Origin of the sequence: Cytobacillus sp. S13-E01, assembly GCF_029193815.1 — a bacterium.
Taxonomy (GTDB): domain Bacteria; phylum Bacillota; class Bacilli; order Bacillales; family Bacillaceae_L; genus Bacillus_BV.
Genome location: NZ_JARFVC010000035.1, coordinates 1 through 15,945, shown reverse-complemented (window position 1 = coordinate 15,945; position 15,945 = coordinate 1). Strand labels below are relative to the sequence as shown.

At 36.0% G+C, this 15,945-nt stretch carries 17 protein-coding genes and 3 pseudogenes; 14 read left to right on the top strand and 6 right to left on the bottom strand.

Going from position 1 to position 15,945, the window contains the following annotated elements; translation table 11 throughout:
* Together PY093_RS17400 and PY093_RS17395 are read left to right on the top strand one after the other, a co-directional pair.
* Positions 1-1,212 carry a hypothetical protein gene (locus tag PY093_RS17400; protein WP_275647084.1) on the top strand — a complete coding sequence of 404 codons (1,212 nt, stop codon included), beginning with the start codon at positions 1-3 and terminating at the stop codon, positions 1,210-1,212.
* Between the two features lie 113 nt (positions 1,213-1,325).
* Complete coding sequence (locus PY093_RS17395; RefSeq protein WP_275647083.1) at positions 1,326-1,868, top strand: RNA polymerase sigma factor; 543 nt, start codon at positions 1,326-1,328, stop codon at positions 1,866-1,868.
* Positions 1,869-2,128: 260 nt separating this feature from the next.
* On the opposite strand, the gene PY093_RS17390 is transcribed toward PY093_RS17395, so the two are convergent.
* Positions 2,129-3,016: an AraC family transcriptional regulator gene (locus tag PY093_RS17390; protein WP_275647082.1), complete on the bottom strand. Its 888-nt coding sequence runs from the start codon at positions 3,014-3,016 to the stop codon at positions 2,129-2,131.
* Positions 3,017-3,407: 391 nt separating this feature from the next.
* Here PY093_RS17390 and PY093_RS17385 point away from each other — a divergent pair, with 391 nt between their 5' ends.
* Positions 3,408-4,115 (top strand): DNA alkylation repair protein, encoded by a 708-nt coding sequence (locus PY093_RS17385; RefSeq protein WP_275647081.1) that lies wholly within the window; start codon positions 3,408-3,410, stop codon positions 4,113-4,115.
* 315 nt (positions 4,116-4,430) lie between these two features.
* Here the strand turns inward: PY093_RS17385 and PY093_RS17380 are convergent, their stop codons facing one another.
* Both PY093_RS17380 and PY093_RS17375 read right to left on the bottom strand, forming a co-directional pair.
* Positions 4,431-4,544 carry a LysM peptidoglycan-binding domain-containing protein gene (locus PY093_RS17380; RefSeq protein WP_275647080.1) on the bottom strand — a complete coding sequence of 38 codons (114 nt, stop codon included), beginning with the start codon at positions 4,542-4,544 and terminating at the stop codon, positions 4,431-4,433.
* A gap of 214 nt (positions 4,545-4,758) precedes the next feature.
* Positions 4,759-5,112 (bottom strand): MFS transporter, encoded by a 354-nt coding sequence (locus tag PY093_RS17375; protein WP_275647079.1) that lies wholly within the window; start codon positions 5,110-5,112, stop codon positions 4,759-4,761.
* A gap of 153 nt (positions 5,113-5,265) precedes the next feature.
* Here PY093_RS17375 and PY093_RS17370 point away from each other — a divergent pair, with 153 nt between their 5' ends.
* A complete protein-coding gene (locus PY093_RS17370; protein WP_275647078.1) occupies positions 5,266-5,730 on the top strand; it encodes a coiled-coil domain-containing protein in 465 nt (154 codons plus the stop codon).
* A gap of 323 nt (positions 5,731-6,053) precedes the next feature.
* On the opposite strand, the gene PY093_RS17365 is transcribed toward PY093_RS17370, so the two are convergent.
* Complete coding sequence (locus tag PY093_RS17365) at positions 6,054-6,824, bottom strand: class I SAM-dependent methyltransferase (RefSeq protein ID WP_275647077.1); 771 nt, start codon at positions 6,822-6,824, stop codon at positions 6,054-6,056.
* A gap of 282 nt (positions 6,825-7,106) precedes the next feature.
* On the opposite strand from PY093_RS17365, the gene PY093_RS17360 reads away from it, so the two are divergent.
* The gene (locus PY093_RS17360; protein WP_345774248.1) at positions 7,107-7,262 is read left to right on the top strand and encodes a PspC domain-containing protein; all 156 of its coding nucleotides are present in this window, start codon (positions 7,107-7,109) and stop codon (positions 7,260-7,262) included.
* 164 nt (positions 7,263-7,426) lie between these two features.
* Positions 7,427-7,705: a hypothetical protein gene (locus PY093_RS17355; RefSeq protein WP_275647076.1), complete on the top strand. Its 279-nt coding sequence runs from the start codon at positions 7,427-7,429 to the stop codon at positions 7,703-7,705.
* A 679-nt stretch (positions 7,706-8,384) separates the two neighbouring features.
* Here PY093_RS17355 and PY093_RS17350 read toward each other — a convergent pair.
* Positions 8,385-9,545 (bottom strand): annotated as a pseudogene (locus PY093_RS17350) (IS3 family transposase).
* A 202-nt stretch (positions 9,546-9,747) separates the two neighbouring features.
* On the opposite strand from PY093_RS17350, the gene PY093_RS17345 reads away from it, so the two are divergent.
* From PY093_RS17345 to PY093_RS17310, 8 genes and pseudogenes are all read left to right on the top strand, one after another.
* Positions 9,748-10,008 (top strand): hypothetical protein, encoded by a 261-nt coding sequence (locus PY093_RS17345; RefSeq protein ID WP_275647075.1) that lies wholly within the window; start codon positions 9,748-9,750, stop codon positions 10,006-10,008.
* Positions 9,992-10,372, top strand: a complete 381-nt coding sequence (locus PY093_RS17340) for a retropepsin-like aspartic protease (RefSeq protein ID WP_275647106.1) — start codon at positions 9,992-9,994, stop codon at positions 10,370-10,372. Before PY093_RS17345 ends, PY093_RS17340 begins: the two co-directional genes overlap by 17 nt.
* A gap of 453 nt (positions 10,373-10,825) precedes the next feature.
* Positions 10,826-11,278, top strand: coding sequence for a LytTR family DNA-binding domain-containing protein (locus PY093_RS17335; protein WP_275647074.1), 453 nt, complete (start codon positions 10,826-10,828; stop codon positions 11,276-11,278).
* Positions 11,279-11,291: 13 nt separating this feature from the next.
* On the top strand, positions 11,292-11,822 hold the full coding sequence (locus PY093_RS17330) for a hypothetical protein (protein WP_275647073.1): 531 nt from the start codon (positions 11,292-11,294) through the stop codon (positions 11,820-11,822).
* A gap of 138 nt (positions 11,823-11,960) precedes the next feature.
* Positions 11,961-13,545 (top strand): annotated as a pseudogene (locus PY093_RS17325) (tyrosine-type recombinase/integrase); the annotation flags it as partial.
* Entirely contained in the window at positions 13,538-13,918 is a 381-nt protein-coding gene (locus tag PY093_RS17320; protein ID WP_275647072.1) for a DUF6262 family protein, read from the top strand. The pseudogene PY093_RS17325 and the gene PY093_RS17320, both read left to right, overlap by 8 nt.
* Before the next feature lie 528 nt (positions 13,919-14,446).
* Positions 14,447-14,707 (top strand): hypothetical protein, encoded by a 261-nt coding sequence (locus tag PY093_RS17315; protein ID WP_275647071.1) that lies wholly within the window; start codon positions 14,447-14,449, stop codon positions 14,705-14,707.
* A gap of 16 nt (positions 14,708-14,723) precedes the next feature.
* On the top strand, positions 14,724-14,984 hold the full coding sequence (locus PY093_RS17310; RefSeq protein ID WP_275647070.1) for a hypothetical protein: 261 nt from the start codon (positions 14,724-14,726) through the stop codon (positions 14,982-14,984).
* Between the two features lie 183 nt (positions 14,985-15,167).
* On the opposite strand, the pseudogene PY093_RS17305 reads toward PY093_RS17310, so the two are convergent.
* A pseudogene (locus PY093_RS17305) lies at positions 15,168-15,945 on the bottom strand (IS1595 family transposase); the annotation flags it as partial.

The following is a 15,945-nucleotide window of genomic DNA, read 5'->3' as shown; positions in this document are numbered from 1 at the left end:
ATGAGAAAGTATTGGAAAACCACTGCAATCATCGTTCTAATTATGCTTAGTATAGGAACGTTCTATGTGAATTCTGCGAGGTCAGCTGAAAACTTGCCTGTATTTATGATTCAAACACTAAGCGGTGATCCCAAAGAGATAGAGCCGTTGGTGTTGGAGGGATCTTATACAGATATGTCCTCAATGAACTATGTAAGTTCGAACGTAAAAATTAACGCTGAAGGGTCTGTCTACAACAGTCGTTCATTTCTAGATCAAGTAATAGGAAATTATCCAACTGTGATAAAAGAGTTACATGAAGAATATCGTACCTTCATGCGAGGCAAAAATATATGGGCTGAGTCCTATTTTGAAAACAATGAGGTTCTTGCTTATGCAGAGTTAAATGATGATATGGGTTCGTTAAGATCCCGTGATTTTACATTTACGATATCCATATTAAATAAAAAGGATGATACGACCAACTCTTTCTCGGTTGAAGTCCCAAAAGCAAGAGAATTAGATAATATTTTTGTAGAAGATGTACAAATGATTGATGGTGAATTGTACCTTATCACCAGAAACATGTTGAGAAATAATGATAACTCCTTTAATGCGAACTATATTTATACAATTGATATAGAAAATCAAAAAATAAGCAACCAAGAATCAATTGTTGAAGTTCCTCAGGAGCAAGGTAATACCTACACCAACGTACGATTAATTGAATCAAGCCCTACAAAAGCGAATAAACACCTAATTTTTGAAATAACAGTAGAAAAAATTATTGAAGAGAAGGAATCTGCTAGGGTAGAAGAGTACAACAAGGAAATCATATCCTATAACCTAGCAACAAAAGAAAAAGAAAGTCTGAATGTATCAGATTTAAAAATGAATGAGAACCAACTTAGCTTCTATGATGGTTCTACTCTTTATTTTACGAAAATAGATGGGCAAGAGCTCGTAGTAACTCCATTTAGTCTAAGAGACAATCAAGCTACTAAAGCCTTTCGTATCCAACTGTCAAGTGAAGAAGGTAATGTACACAATCCGGTAATAAACGTTAAAGATGGTAAACTCTATGCTATTACCTCACAAATGAATTCAAACGTAAATGCGGATGTAATCGTCACAGACTTGACAACAGGTGAAAACCTTTTTAGCGGTCAAGTCGTTTCATTGAGAGAACAGGGAAAATTCGAATTATATCTGTATGAACTATTTGTGAAATAGTAGATAGATAAACTGTAGATTCCTTCCTGTTTTTTAGAGTCGTTGAAACGTAAGAAGAATTTTCCTTGGACAGGGTTGCATAATCTCTTTTTCTATAAAAGAGGAGGGGTATTTTGAAAACAAAATTAAATATAGCCAATTCTCTAGTCAAAGATGACCAAAGTATGAATGAAACTAATGTAAATGAGCTTTATACGGAATATAAAAAGAAAGTTTATTGCCTTGCACTTTCTTATGTCAAAGATAACTATGTAGCGGAAGACCTTACCCATGAAATTCTTATTAAATGCTATTTAGCTCGAAAAAAGTTTAACGGTAATTGCTCCTTTTATTCTTGGATGTATCGTATTGCTACCAATCATTGTATAGATTATTTACGAAAAGTGTATCGCAGACCGGATTTTCCGGATGAACATATCGAATTTTTTACTGATAAAGAAGTTTGTACACCTGAATCAGAGTTGTTGAATCGTAGTGACCAGGAAGAACTCTTAAACAAATTAAGACTTCTTCCTTCAAAATACCAAGAGGTCCTAACGCTCTATTACTTTAAGAACCAAACTTTGAAAGAAATCGAACATCATTTGAATATAAACCTTTCAACAATCAAATCAAGGATGTTTCGGGCGAAGCGGTTGTTGAGGGAGATGTATTAGGGTGTAGTCCGAATCCTATCCATATTCTTACTATTTCATAAGAAAAGCGCAGGGCGCCCGCCTTTCGGCGACAAGCATAAGACGAGCCCTGACTGAAGGCGTTTTTTGCCTTCGGGAAGGGATTGGCTTATGACCTCGAGCCGATGGCGCCCGGAGCTAGACACTAAAACTAGGTACAAACTTTTATACTTTCTTATCTTTTAAAAAAGGATGGTTCACATGCTGTTATAATGAAGCAATGAACCATCCTTTTTTTATGCTTACACAGTCTGTTTTTTCACCGGTATATAAATATCGATAACTTTTTTATCCGTCCTGTGGCATCTTTCATCATAAAGCTCAAAATCTAGGACCCCTGCATGTTCATAGCCTGACTCTGGGAACCATTCTGTGAATATATAATTCCAGGTGGATTGAATGGACGTGCTAAATGTGGAATCATCTGACTCCGGCGTTGAAAACACTACATATTCCATCTCTGGAAAGGTTCGGTACGCTAATCCTTCAGGTGCCGAAGTTCCTTCTGGTACCTCCATTCCAATGACATACACAAACTTACCTGTTTCTGGGGAGAATTCCGTGCAGATTCCTAACTCCTCTTTGCAGTTTATAGGATTTGGAATGTTCTCATATAATTTCTTCTGCAGGTACACTTGCCAAAATTCAGGAATGTCTTTATTGTTTTGTCCGTCAATGTTTATTGTTTTCAATTCATACCCAATGATCTGAAACGAAGGCTTCGTGATTAATTTTGGTTCCATTATTAGTCCTCCTTGAACAATTAATTTCTTGAGGAAGGCTTTTCCAAGTAACGGACCAGATAGTGCATTTGCCGTTCGATACTGATTAGGAGAAACGCCATAACACTTTTTAAAAGCCCGGTTAAATGACTCGTGGTATTGAAAACCAACCTCCATTGCAATATCGATCACCTTATCATCCGAATAGTAAAGTAGTTCGGCAGCTCGTGTAAGCCGTCTTTTTCTGACATACTCCATGACGGATTCTCCGACGAGGGCTTGGAATACTCTATGAAAATGATAAGGAGAGAAGCATGCAATGTCTGCAAGTGATTCAAGTGTAATTGTTTCCTGCAGGTTTTCTTCAATGAAATCTAGCGTTCGACCAATACAAGCTATATAATCCATTAGCTGTTCTTCCCCTCCCTATACCCACTATAACAGTACATAATTTACCTTTCTTAACACTTTTTGCTATTTTCATCATACACTGATAAGTTCAGGTTAGGATAGTATACTAGTAGAACTATTTTAAGAGATAGAAGGTAGTATATGAAAATAGGATTGCTAAACCATGAAGAGTTGAAATCTAGATTAGGTGGGCAATGGATAGAAATCATGCAGTGCTTTCAGGAATAATATGGTCGGTTCGTAATCCTCACAATATAAATGAAACCTTTCTTTTCTAGCATTAAATAGAAGAGAGTCGCAGTACATCCTTACCAATATTCCCTTGATAAAGAATCTAATGGATGGTTACAATGGATAGGAAGTACATAAGGGAAGGGAGTGCAAACCTTTGGATTTTGAAACAGTTATGCAGGAATTGGAAGCGCTCGGAAAGGAACGAACAAAAAAGACTTACATAAGTAATGGAGCACATGAGCCCCTTTTTGGCGTGGCTACAGGAGCAATGAAGCCGCTTGCAAAGAAAATAAAGAAAAATCAGCCTTTAGCTGAACAGCTTTACGCTACCGGAAACTATGATGCCATGTATTTTGCTGGTATCATTGCAGACCCAATGGCAATGACTGAGGCTGATTTTGATCGTTGGATCGATGGGGCGTATTTTTATATGTTGTCAGATTATGTGGTTGCTGTAACTTTGTCAGAAGCCGATATTGCTCAAGTTGTTGCCGATAAATGGATTGCTAGTGGTGAAGAACTTATAATGTCAGCAGGCTGGAGCTGTTACTGTTGGCTGTTGGGGAATCGTAAAGACGGTGAATTTGATCCAAGTAAGATTGCTAGTATGCTTGATCAGGTGGAAAAGACGATTCATGATTCGCCAGTACGGACGAAATCCTCTATGAACAATTTTGTCTACACAGTGGGGATTTCCTACGTGCCTCTACATGACAAGGCGGTTGAAACTGCAGAGGCAGTTGGACCTGTTGAACTCAAACGGGATAATAAAAAAAGTAGTATCCTACTTGCGTCTGAAACGATTCAAAAAGGTATCGATAGAGGGCAGCTAGGTTTTAAACGGAAATATGTAAGGTGTTAGATTCATTTGTGGGATATCTAGACTAACATCATAATAAAATTGAGGACAATAAAAGCCAGAGGTCAAATACTCTGGCTTTTACTATTTACCTCTTCCTTAAGGGTGTCCTAAAAAAACTTAGGACCTTTTTTGGCACAATTAACCCCGTTAGGAAAGTAGACCACATCTCATGGACTGAGCTACTTTCTCCTTTTTATCGAAAGAGTGATAGAAGTAGAAACACCAACACCGTCACCATATTTCTCCTATTATGATAAAATTTTGCCAACTGTTACTAATTCATACCCTTGTGATTTAAGATAAGGAATGACTTGGTCAACCTGATGTCAAATTTTTTAACTCTTTTATTCTATTGACAGTTACGCCATGATGTTTAGCAATCCCCCATAACGTATCACCTTCAACAACTGTATATAAAAGGTATTCCACGATAAAACCTCCTTTACAGAGTGATACTATAGTATATGCAATTAAGAAAATGGGGGGACAACTTCTGTCTATATCAGCCAAAAATGTGTGTTAGTATACCTTGAAAATGATCGGCTATTTTAATAGGGAAAGTAGGATTATAAAAACATCTCCTATGTCATACAGCGTTAGCGGTACAACATAAGAGGTGTTTGATTAGATATGAACTAGATTACTATTTTGCCGTCTGTACTTGTAATGATGCTCTTCGAACCAGCCCGAAGTAGGCCAGCATAGCTAGTAAGCTTGCTGATAAGATGACTACTCCCATTGGAATGGCTGAATATTCTCCCGCAACGGCAACAAGTGGTGAAGTGATCGAGCCTAGAACAAATCGTAATACACCCATTAGTGCAGATGCACTTCCAGTAATATATCCCTGCGACTCTAGGGCCAAATCGAAGGAAGAAGTTGTAATAATTCCAATCGAACAGACTAAAGAGAAAATCGAAATCGCATTGTTAGAAGTGGTGCTTGAAACAGAATAGCTACTAGTAAAAAAGTACCTGCTGTCATAGAAAGGTTTCAATAATGTTCTCTCTGGGATAATATCGGCTAAGCAGCCAACCGACTAAAGCCAGACCAATTTCTCCAAATAAGTCTCTTCGCACCTATTCTATCGACAATTCTCTACATAAATCTGCTATAATAATTAATAATAAAATGAAGGAGGTGAGAATAGATGGAAAAAACATTGAACAAGATTATGGACAAACTAGATTCATTAGATCAAAAAATAGACATGGTGGATCAAAAGGTAAACAGTCTTGATCAAAAGGTAAACAGCCTTGATCAAAAGGTAAACAGTCTTGATCAAAAGGTAAACAGCCTTGATAAAAAGGTAGACAGTCTTGATCAAAAGGTAAACAACCTTGATCGTAAGGTAAACATGATGGATGAAAGGCTAACAGATGAACAAAAAAGACAAGGTGATTTATTACATCAATTAATTAATACCGTAGCAGCTACAAATGTAAAAATTAGCGAAACAAACGAAAGAATGGCCTCTCTTGAAACAAAGGTAGATTCAGTCGTAATCGAAGTTAAAGAAATCAAAAACTCCATGGCAACAAAACATGACCTTGAATACTATGATCAAATGATTTCAGAGCATTCAAGACAAATTTATAAGCTGAAAAATCATTAAACCTCACAATTAAGACTTTTTATTCAAATTCGTAATTAATCATAGACTTAACTAACTTCTTTGATCCCACAATAAAACAAACCAGTGACTTTTTCCTCACATATTGTATATTTATGTTGTTTACGGGACTAGGTTTCATGACCCAGCCTAGATGACCAGTTGAAGCTCTGCAAAGCCTTGAAAAGCTAGTATCCGTAAATAACTTATTTTATTTTTTTATTTTCGAAGTACTGTATCAACTGCAGCAATAGTGCTATTAGAGTAGGCAGGTTTCTAGTAAATTGTTTTTCTATCTTCCGCTAACTGGTAATCGTACACTAACTTCAACTTTTTATAGCCTTTAACATAATAGCCTCGCCAATAAATGATTCGATTTTAGTATTATTAAATTTGATATGAAATTTGTGTTTTACCTTATCAGATGTCCTTAGCATAAATTTGTTTAAAGGATCTTTTTCTGTATCTGATAAATGCATGCGGTCACACCAATTTTCAAATTCAAAGCATTTTTCGAAACGATATAATTCTAGTGTTTCAAATCCGTTTAATTCTAGCATATGGAGCCACTCAGTCTTTTTCCATGCTCGAAAGTGGCTATAGTCTCTCATTTTTTCGATTGTATTATAGAATTGATCGAATTCTGCGTCCTCAGGAGCAACGTTATCATCCAATAAGAATTGGCCACCTGGTTTTAGAACACGATAAGCTTCACTAATAAAATTTTTGATGTTTGGGAAATGATGTGGGGCTATACGACAAGTTACTATATCAAAAGATTCGTCAGGGAAGGGCATGTTTTCAGCATCACCTTCAACAAATTCTACGTTATTATGTCCGTTTTCTTGTATGAAACCTTTAGCCGCTTTTAACATTTCCGGTGTCAAATCTAGAGCCGTTACCTTTTTGACAAGAGGAGCGAACGCATTTGCTGTATGACCACCACCTGTAGCTACGTCAAGGACAACTTCCTTTCCATTTGTATTAGCCATTTCTACCAACCTTTTCAAATCTCCACCTTTACGATGTAGGTCACTATTCACATAATAATTAGCGCTACGACCAAACTGATCTTTAACATTTTGTTTAATTTCCATGGTTTTCCCTCCTTCGTTTACTTGCTTGATTCATTTTTCACTATTATCATATTACAAAATTTAGCATAAGGATAATTTTATATTTTTATAATAAATTATAAGTAAAACTTATTAACTAGATACACGGGGATGGACTTTGTGTTTCTTGATACGGGATAATGATGAAAAAAGGCTTTCTGCCGCTAACTGGAGCATTTCTACAACAAGTGATTTTGTCAGACTATTTCGTATATAATTTAAATATAGATTGAAAGTACAGGTTAGACTTAAGGGGGAATTTAAATGTTACAAAAGTCAACTACTGATAGGATGATTTTTGGGGTATGTGGAGGGATTGCTGAGTCTTTTAATATATCACCTTTAATCTTAAGGGCAATATTTTTCGTACTGCACCTGTTTCTATTTTTGTATATATTTTACTTGTTGGCTTTACCATAAAAAATCCTTAATGCATTAACGGGTGCTCTAATTCAAGAAGAGATTAGAGTTTCTTTTTTGAACTATGGGACTGTATTGTTCAATAACTCCCAGCAGTTAAGAAACCTTTCTTAGTGTTTATTCGTATAGTAATTTAAACATTGAATAATGGGGGGAATAGCAGTTTGGAAATAAATCCACAAACGTCTCGAAATATTGAAATAGTTACAAAAAAGGAAATTACTATAAAAAAAGTGCTAAATATATATGGTGTTTTCACTGTTCTTGCTTTAATATTATCAGTTTTTACAACTCCTATTTCTATAAATGAAAATATGCAATTTTTTTATAATGAAGATTTAATAATGGGAGCGAAAAAGTTAAAGGAGTTCTTAATATTTATTTTCGGTTCAGCGATTGTTTATTTTTTATCAGTAAATCTTTATTACAAAAATATGAAGTGATAGACTAAGTGGTGCGCGCGACAAGTTCTGCTATAAGCGCTTTTTAGCGTGAAATGCAGGGAATTCATTTGATAGATTCCAACTTTACAACCGAAGGTTGGAATGATGAAACCATGTTTTCTGAAACGACCTCATCAATACTCCTGCGTGCGTCATGAATGACAGTTCATGGGGTTCGAAGCACAGGTAGAGTCGGCAGAAGGAAGGCTAGAGCCATTCCATTGGAAAAGGTATGCTAACTGATATGCCGCATGGCTGAAAAACTAGATAAGGTGAGAATGTTCCATTTGAAAGGAACTGACAAACTTCCGAATTTAAGGGTCTAAATTTAGAACATAGTGTAAAGTGTAATGTATCCCTTTGTCAAGACACAAAATCCAATTTTTTAAGATAAACCTCCCCTCTATATTTTGGGTTTTGATTGCCTTACCTTAGATATCTAGTGGTTTATCCTGAGTCCACCACCCTTGACCGCATTTGTGTCCGTGGTAGTTCCCAGCCGGCGGATGGATAAAAAAATGCCTTTACGGCAACCATCCGCATCAACAGCGTACCACGGACAATCACTTTCTAAGTTCCCACTGGCGGGGCCCCGACCCCTTCCAGTGCTCACTAAGAAGTGGCACACGGTAAAAGGGCAAGCAGCTACGCTGTGGTTCAGTAATCCTTGCCAAGCGTATCAATCGGCAAAGTGAATGTTGGATGGCGTGTTATAATCCAATGCCTGATGTGGCCTATGCCAATTGTAATGAGCGATGTATTCTCTTGTCATCTGTTTTAATTCAGGCACTGTTTCAGGATAGAGTAGATAAAGCCTCTCCCATTTATAAGAACGAAAAAAACGTTCTGTCCTTGCGTTATCCTTTGCTCTTCCTTTGCCATCCATACTAATGTTAATGGACTCATAACCTTTGATACAGTCAATGTAATCTTTAGATGTAAATTGACTGCCTTGGTCACTATTTATGATTTCAGGCTTTCCATGCTCTCTGATCGCCCCCTTGATAGCCCGAATAATAAAATCAGTCTTCATGACATTGCTCAATGCCCATCCCACTATAAACCGGGAATACCACTATGAAAAGCTTTCCATAGATACCAGTCAATAATAGCCACAAGATACATAAAACCTGATGGTGTACCACAATACGTAATATCAATCCCCCAAACCTGATTCCTACGAGTGATGCTAACATTCCGAAGGAGGTAGGGATAAGTTCGTTCCTTTAAATCCCGTTTACTCAGGTTTGGACCAGGATAAAAAGCTACGATATCCATTTCTTGCATGTATCTGCGGGTTAGTTTTAGACCAATAGTAAAACCAAGCCCTTCCAAATTCTTTTGGATTCTGCGACAACCATATGCTGGCTCATTAAAATGTATTTGATCTATAGCATTTTTGATGTCGATTTCTTCCTGAGTCGGTTGCTTAATTTGAATGGGATAATAAGCTGTAGACCTTGACAAATCTAGCAATTCACATTGACGTTTGATGGATAACTTACTATTTTCAAACTCAATTAGTTCCTTTTTTTCCTCCAATCCGAGGCCTGTTGTTGTTTTTTTTTGAGCCAATTCAACTCAACCGTAAGTTGGCCAATTTGATTGATAAGTTCCTCCTTTTCGGTTTCATGTTCTAGTTTAAGTTTTTCTGTTTCCGAAGCTTTTTTGTCAAAGACCGCGGGCATATTGTCCAAAAACTCTGTCTGCCATCTGCTAATTAACTGGGGGCTTACACCGTACTTTGGGCAATCTCATTAACTGTACTTTCTTCCCTTAATATTTCTAAAACGATATTCGCTTTTTCTTCAGGTTTGTAAGTTCTTCGTTTTTTGCTCATACCATTATCTTTATCTTATTTTATTGTTTTTTTAGTGTCCAATGGTACGGATACATTATATTCTTCTTATATAAAGCTAAAGGGAGCGATAGCAGAACCGGGCTGTCACTTCTACAACTATCTATTGAATAGAGGAAGACGCATATACAAAATTTAGATAGCGGATGTTATAATAATAGTAATTAGAAAGGCGGTGCTCAATGTGAAATGGTCCGAAGTTAGAAAGTTATATCCGAATCAATTTGTAAAATTAAAATCGTTATCTTCTCATATAAAGAATGGGCAAGAAGTTATTGATGACATGGCTGTTATTTCACCAGTATCGGATGAAATGGCAACCAAGGAACTATTAAAATCAAAAGGTGATGAATTAGTCTATCATACAATACACGAGGATATTGTTCTTGAAATCCGCCAAGACGTTGGGCTGAGGAGATTTGACTACAATGAAAATCAAATATAAATATGGATTACTTTTAGTAGGTATTAGTTTGACTTTCAAAGGAAAGAGTATAGTGATTGAAAATATGGTAGTTGATACAGGTGCAGCTAGAACTCTTATTTCACAGCATGTTGTGGAAGAAATTGGTCTGGGAGTGGATTTGGAGGATAGGATTGTAACCTATTACGGAATCGGTGGAAAAGAGCACGCTTTTAGGAAAAGAGTAGACAAAATCCAAGTTGGTGAATTTACTGTAGAAGAGATGGAGTTAGATTTTAATGATTTTGGATATGATGATATTAATGGTTTACTTGGATTAGATTTATTGATGAAGTCAGGTTATATTATTGACTTGTCACAACTACAAATGAATAAAAGCAACTAAGGGACCTAGGTATTATTTAGATATGGGGTCCCTTTTATGTTAAGTTTGTTTAACTACTTTAGAAAATAAACTTAAAGGGTGCATTTCTGAAATAGATAATACTTTTTGCTAAAGAATAGTTAGAGGTTCCAGAATGGTGCTGTTGTGAATTGTGACAGCTCTCTTAAGTTATGCACTCCATTCAGGAGAACTCTGGTTTATAGGAGAATTAAGTTAAGTCGATGCTAAGTTCTTGTTGAAAAACGGATAGCCTTTAGTTGAAGAAGATTATAATACGAAATAGAGCTTCCAATTATTTAGGAATTCATTTTTTTATTTAATAACAACTTAGTTGTGTAATCTATGTGGCTATATCTGTAAAGTGTTCCTCTTATATTGAAATACGAAAATCTGATTGTTACACTACTTTTGAAACATGGCTATGTATCACGATGAACGAAAGGAGGTTGCAATTTGAAAATCAAACTTGACATTAGTAATGAGCGTTATGATGAAGTCAAATCCGCACTCGAAAAAAGAGGAATTGAAATAGATGATACTGCCGACTTGGTATTAAGCGAAACCAACAGCTTCATTGATAATCTGACTGTGAGAGAAAAAGGAACAAATGCGCGGATCATTTTATCGGTAGAGGATATTGTTTGTATCGAATCGTTCGGTCATGCAGTTGAGGTACAAACGCAAGAAGCACTATATCAAGCTACCGACCGATTATACCGAATTGTCAGTTTGCTTGACCCAACGGATTTTTTGCGTATAAGTAACTCTGTTGTAATTGCTAGAAATAAGGTTAAACGAATTACACCTACTCTTTCGTCGAAGTTCATCCTTACAATGACTAATGGTAAAAGTGTTGATGTAACAAGAAGCTATTACTACATCTTTAAAGAATATTTCGGAATATAGAGGAGGCAATTACATGGGTTTTCCTATTTATTTTCTCGCACTGTTTGCAATTCTAATTATATTAGTCGCTACCATTATTGTCTATTTTCAAGTCTATAAACGCCATATCAATAAGGCTTTAGGAGCAACCGAGGGCAAACGTACTTCAATGGTTCCTCCAAATACAGTAGTCGCAATTGTTATGACCATAATAGTTTTACTCATTGCCATATTGATTAGCTATTTTGCGGGATATGTTAATGCCTATAAAGATTACGAAGAAGATATATGGGTGATGTCACATTCTGATATTCAGACATTCTATGCAGAAGTAAAAGAAGTTGGCGAGAACTCTATATTGGTTGAAGGTATTTCTCTCAATGATGAGAATTATAGAGGTGAGTTTCAATATGAGGTATGGGGAGAAGTGAGTATATATCGGCAGGATGCTGTTATCCGACTTTCTGATTTGTCAGAAGGTGATTTGATTTCAATCACACTTTTAACCGACCGCACAGGCATTACAAATATCTTCAAAATTCAGCTATTATCTGAAAAGAAATAACCTTGTGTTCCGAACAATACCATTGTCATAGGGGGTGATGTAGTGGAAAAGAAAAGATGGTTGTTATGCCCTGCTTATGGCAACAATATGGTGAATTATCAGCTAATCATTTCTCTTTTATTTACTTTCATTGGGATTTTTTTTAGGAATATTTACTTAGAACTTTTTAAGTTTACTGACACAAGGGAAGAATGGCAGAAAGACAAATGGGATGTTCGCAATTTACACGATAAGTATGGAATTAAATATAACAGAACATCTGGTCATTATTACTTGAATTTTAATTCAATTGACGTAAAAATAAGAGAAGGGGTTAAGAGGTACTTTAAGCAACGACTTACAAGTAATAACCAGTTTTCATGGTCAACAGCAAGGAATTATTTGAATTTTTTTTCTAAGTTTTTTAACTTTATCTTTTCAATTGAATCATCATGGGATGACATTAAACTATTAAAACGTTCACATATTGAGAAGTACATTGAATCTCTACTTCAATTAACAAAATTAAATAAGCGTTCTGACTCTAACCCAGAAGAATTTGTAGGATTAGCCTTATCAATCTTACAAAAGTTTTTAGAAGATATTCAACGCTTCGAATATAAGATAGCTCCTGAAAAGCACGCTCGGTTGTTAATTTTCCCTGATGATAGACCGAAGCCGCGAAAAAAACCAATTGACGATATTGACTATATTCCTGACCATGTATTAGAGCAACTCTTTACTTATATTGATTACTTGCATAAAGATGCTCAGTCTGTTGTATGGGTTGCCTTTAAAACAGGGTTAAGAATATCAGATGTATTAGAGTTAACTTCTGATTGCTTAATTAAACTAAATGGTCAATATTCAATTGTAACTGATATTGAAAAAGTGTATGTAAAAGGTCACCGAACCCCGATTGATGAACAATTAGCAGGAATTATTGCGGTTCTTATCGAGAATTCAAAGGAACAAAGCAATAAAGACAATAATCCCGAAGGGTATATTTTTGTTCGCTATCGAGGGATAAGGAAAGGTATGCCGTTTTCACAAGGATTTATTAGTGGTCAGTTAAATAAATTAGCTAAACAAAAGAATATTTCTGACGAGAATGGCAACCTGTTTCATTTCACAACACACCAGTTTCGACATACTTATGGAGTGAAAATGTTGAATGGCGGTGCAGGTATTCTGACAGTACAAGAGTTATTGGCTCACGCCTCTCCAGAAATGACCTTGCGATATGCTAAGTTATTGGATGATACAAAGAGAAAGGCATTCGAGTCAGTCATAAAGCAAGGAGTATTCAGTTTTGACTTAAACGGTGAAGTGCAAGAAATTAAAGTAGGAGAAGATATTCCAACAGACATATTAGATGCCTTATTGCAAGACCATAAGTTAAATGCGATGGACAACCCTTATGGTACGTGTCACGCTCGTTTGAACGGAAGTTGCCCTCATAATGGAAGCCCCTCCTTGTCTTACGTGTGGTGATAATCAAACCCCTTGTAAAGACTTAGCGGTAGGTTTTTCAGAGTTAGATCAACAAAAGTATGAACTTCATGTCAAAACAGCTACAAAAGCTATTGAGATAGCGAAACAAAGAGGTCGAGAAGATATTGCAGTGAAAAATGAAAAGAATCTTCTACGCTATCAAAACATCTTAAGTACCTTACAAGAAGGAAATGTTATCTTTAGTAGACAAGAACGCATGAAACGGAAAGTAGGTGCTAAGAATGGCTAAATATGACCGTTCTGCCCACCTGAAAGCCATTCATGTCAATCGTAAAGCTAATACCTATCAAAAGGTAGATGAAGCCATTAAAAGGCTTATAAAGGCTAATGAAAAAATAAACTTTAACAGTGTATCCAGTGAAGCTGATGTATCAAAAGCAACACTGTATAACAACAAGGACTTCCGTTCGAGAATTGAAACATTACGAAATCAACAGCCACAAGTACCTACTCCTAAACAAGTAAAGCGAGAAATGAACGAAAACAACAAAGATGCTCTCATTGCATCCCTAAAAAGAAAAAATAAAAAATTGGAAGAGGAAAACAGGCAATTAAGAGAGCAACTGAAAGTAGCATATGCAGATGTCTATAAAAAGTTATAAAGGAGAACAGCGTTCTCCCTTCTTCAACTAACGGGCAGGTTAGTACAACAAGGAATATCGAGGTGAATGTAAAATATTTGGGATTAGGGGGGAGCATTATGCTAATTTTTTCTGTAATCGCATTTTCATCCTTGTTTATTGCAATAGTGTCAATATTTTTTGCTATCAGAGGTAAGTATCAATTTTACTGGTTTTCAGCCGTTGGAATTTAATTTTTAGCTTTTTAGCAGGTTTTTCGATTGGACAAATGACAGTTGGTTTGACCTTTATACCTTTAACTTTGGCTATTGGATATTCTTTCGGTTGGATAAAAAACAAAATGCACAGCATCCTTTTTCTTTGTTTAGGAGTTTTAATTGGATTCCTTATGGTGATTTATGTAGGTAACTTGTTATTCTATCCGTTGTTTCCACTTTTTAATTAACGGGAGCGAGAGCTGAACAAGGAGTTGTCGATCCGGCAGAACGTATAGAAGTCATTTATGAAATCATTGAAAAAGTGGTAAAATGAAAGTAAGGAGGCGATTGTATGAAAAAAGTGGATGCACAGGCAGCAAAGGTATTGGAAGATATTTTTCAAGATAAAGACCAGTCCTTTGAATTAAACGGGCGAAAGTATAAGATTGTAGCGATTGATAATAAAGATGACTCTGAAACAACTGTAGCTGAAGATGTTGACAGAGACCCAGAGTTAAAGCGGAAATTGTTACAGGCTAAAAAGGATATAGAAGAAGGTAATTATTATACTTCGGAAGAAATGCGAGAAATGATACGGGTCGGTCAAGTATAATATGAGGTTTATTTGGTTGGAGAACACAAAGGAATCATTTGAAAATATTAAAAGTAAGCATTTTTCTTATAGTGAAACCATTGAATACAAATTAAACTTGTTAGAGCGTATTGAAGATAAAATTATTACACTAGGTACAAGTACAAGAGCAGATAAACCTGAATGGAAAGGAAGTCATAAAGCTCTAATAGATAAATTTATTATCTACTACTCGTTTTCCGATGACAAACAAACGTGTTTTATAGAATATTTTAAACACTCTAGTCAAAATTATTAAGCTATCCTTTACTATGCAAAGGATGGCATTTTTTATTTTTGTTTTACTATAACCCGAAAGGAAACAATTATTTTGTGAAGTGTTACACTTAAACTATCGGGAGCGTTAGTTGAACAAGAAAGGACATAACATATTAGTCATATTAAATATGTTATGTCCTTTCATTTATTTATTTTTTAATGATTATCCCACTAGCTCAGAATAGGTAACTGTTTTTGTTGATGCACAGAGTTGCCCCTAAACGATGGAACCATTCACCTTTGAATTTTCTTCGATTAAATCGATAACAAAATTCGTCTAGGTAGGATTGGAGATGCTTGGAGTCAAGTCCGTGATACGTTCCACCAACAAATGCTTTAGCATTTGAAAGAACAGTGTGTAGCCAGTGAAGATGGTCTGGACTTTCTTTGGCATTGAATACTTGATACTCATGTTTAAAACCAGCACCTTTGAGTGATCGGTACGAATGATAGGCATCGCTGCTAATTGTTGAACCTTTTTGGATGTTGTTCTCTGCAAAATCAATCAAGGTTTCCCGCTTTATGTTAGGGACGACCTTCATTTTTAGAAAAAGAGGATGTCCTTGTTTGTTCAAGGATAAACCTACTAATACCTTGGTTTTGTCTGTGCCTCTCCCGCGCTTTCCGCCTTCGGACGGCGCACCAAAGAAGGCATCATCTAGCTCTACGATTCCTGCTAGCGTATAGTTTGCATCACGTTTTCTCATTGCTTGGCGAATCTTATGAAGCATAAGCCAAGCGGTTTTATACGTTACTTCAAGTTCTACTGAAAGCCTTGTCGCAGATACACCACGTTTATCATGAGCGATCATATAGATGGCTAAGAACCATTTAATTAAGTCAGTTCTTGTTTTTTCCATCACAGTTCCGACAGTGACAGTAGCTTGATACCGGCACTTTTTACATTCATAAAGCTTGTGCTTACGCGTTTTTGTTTCAAA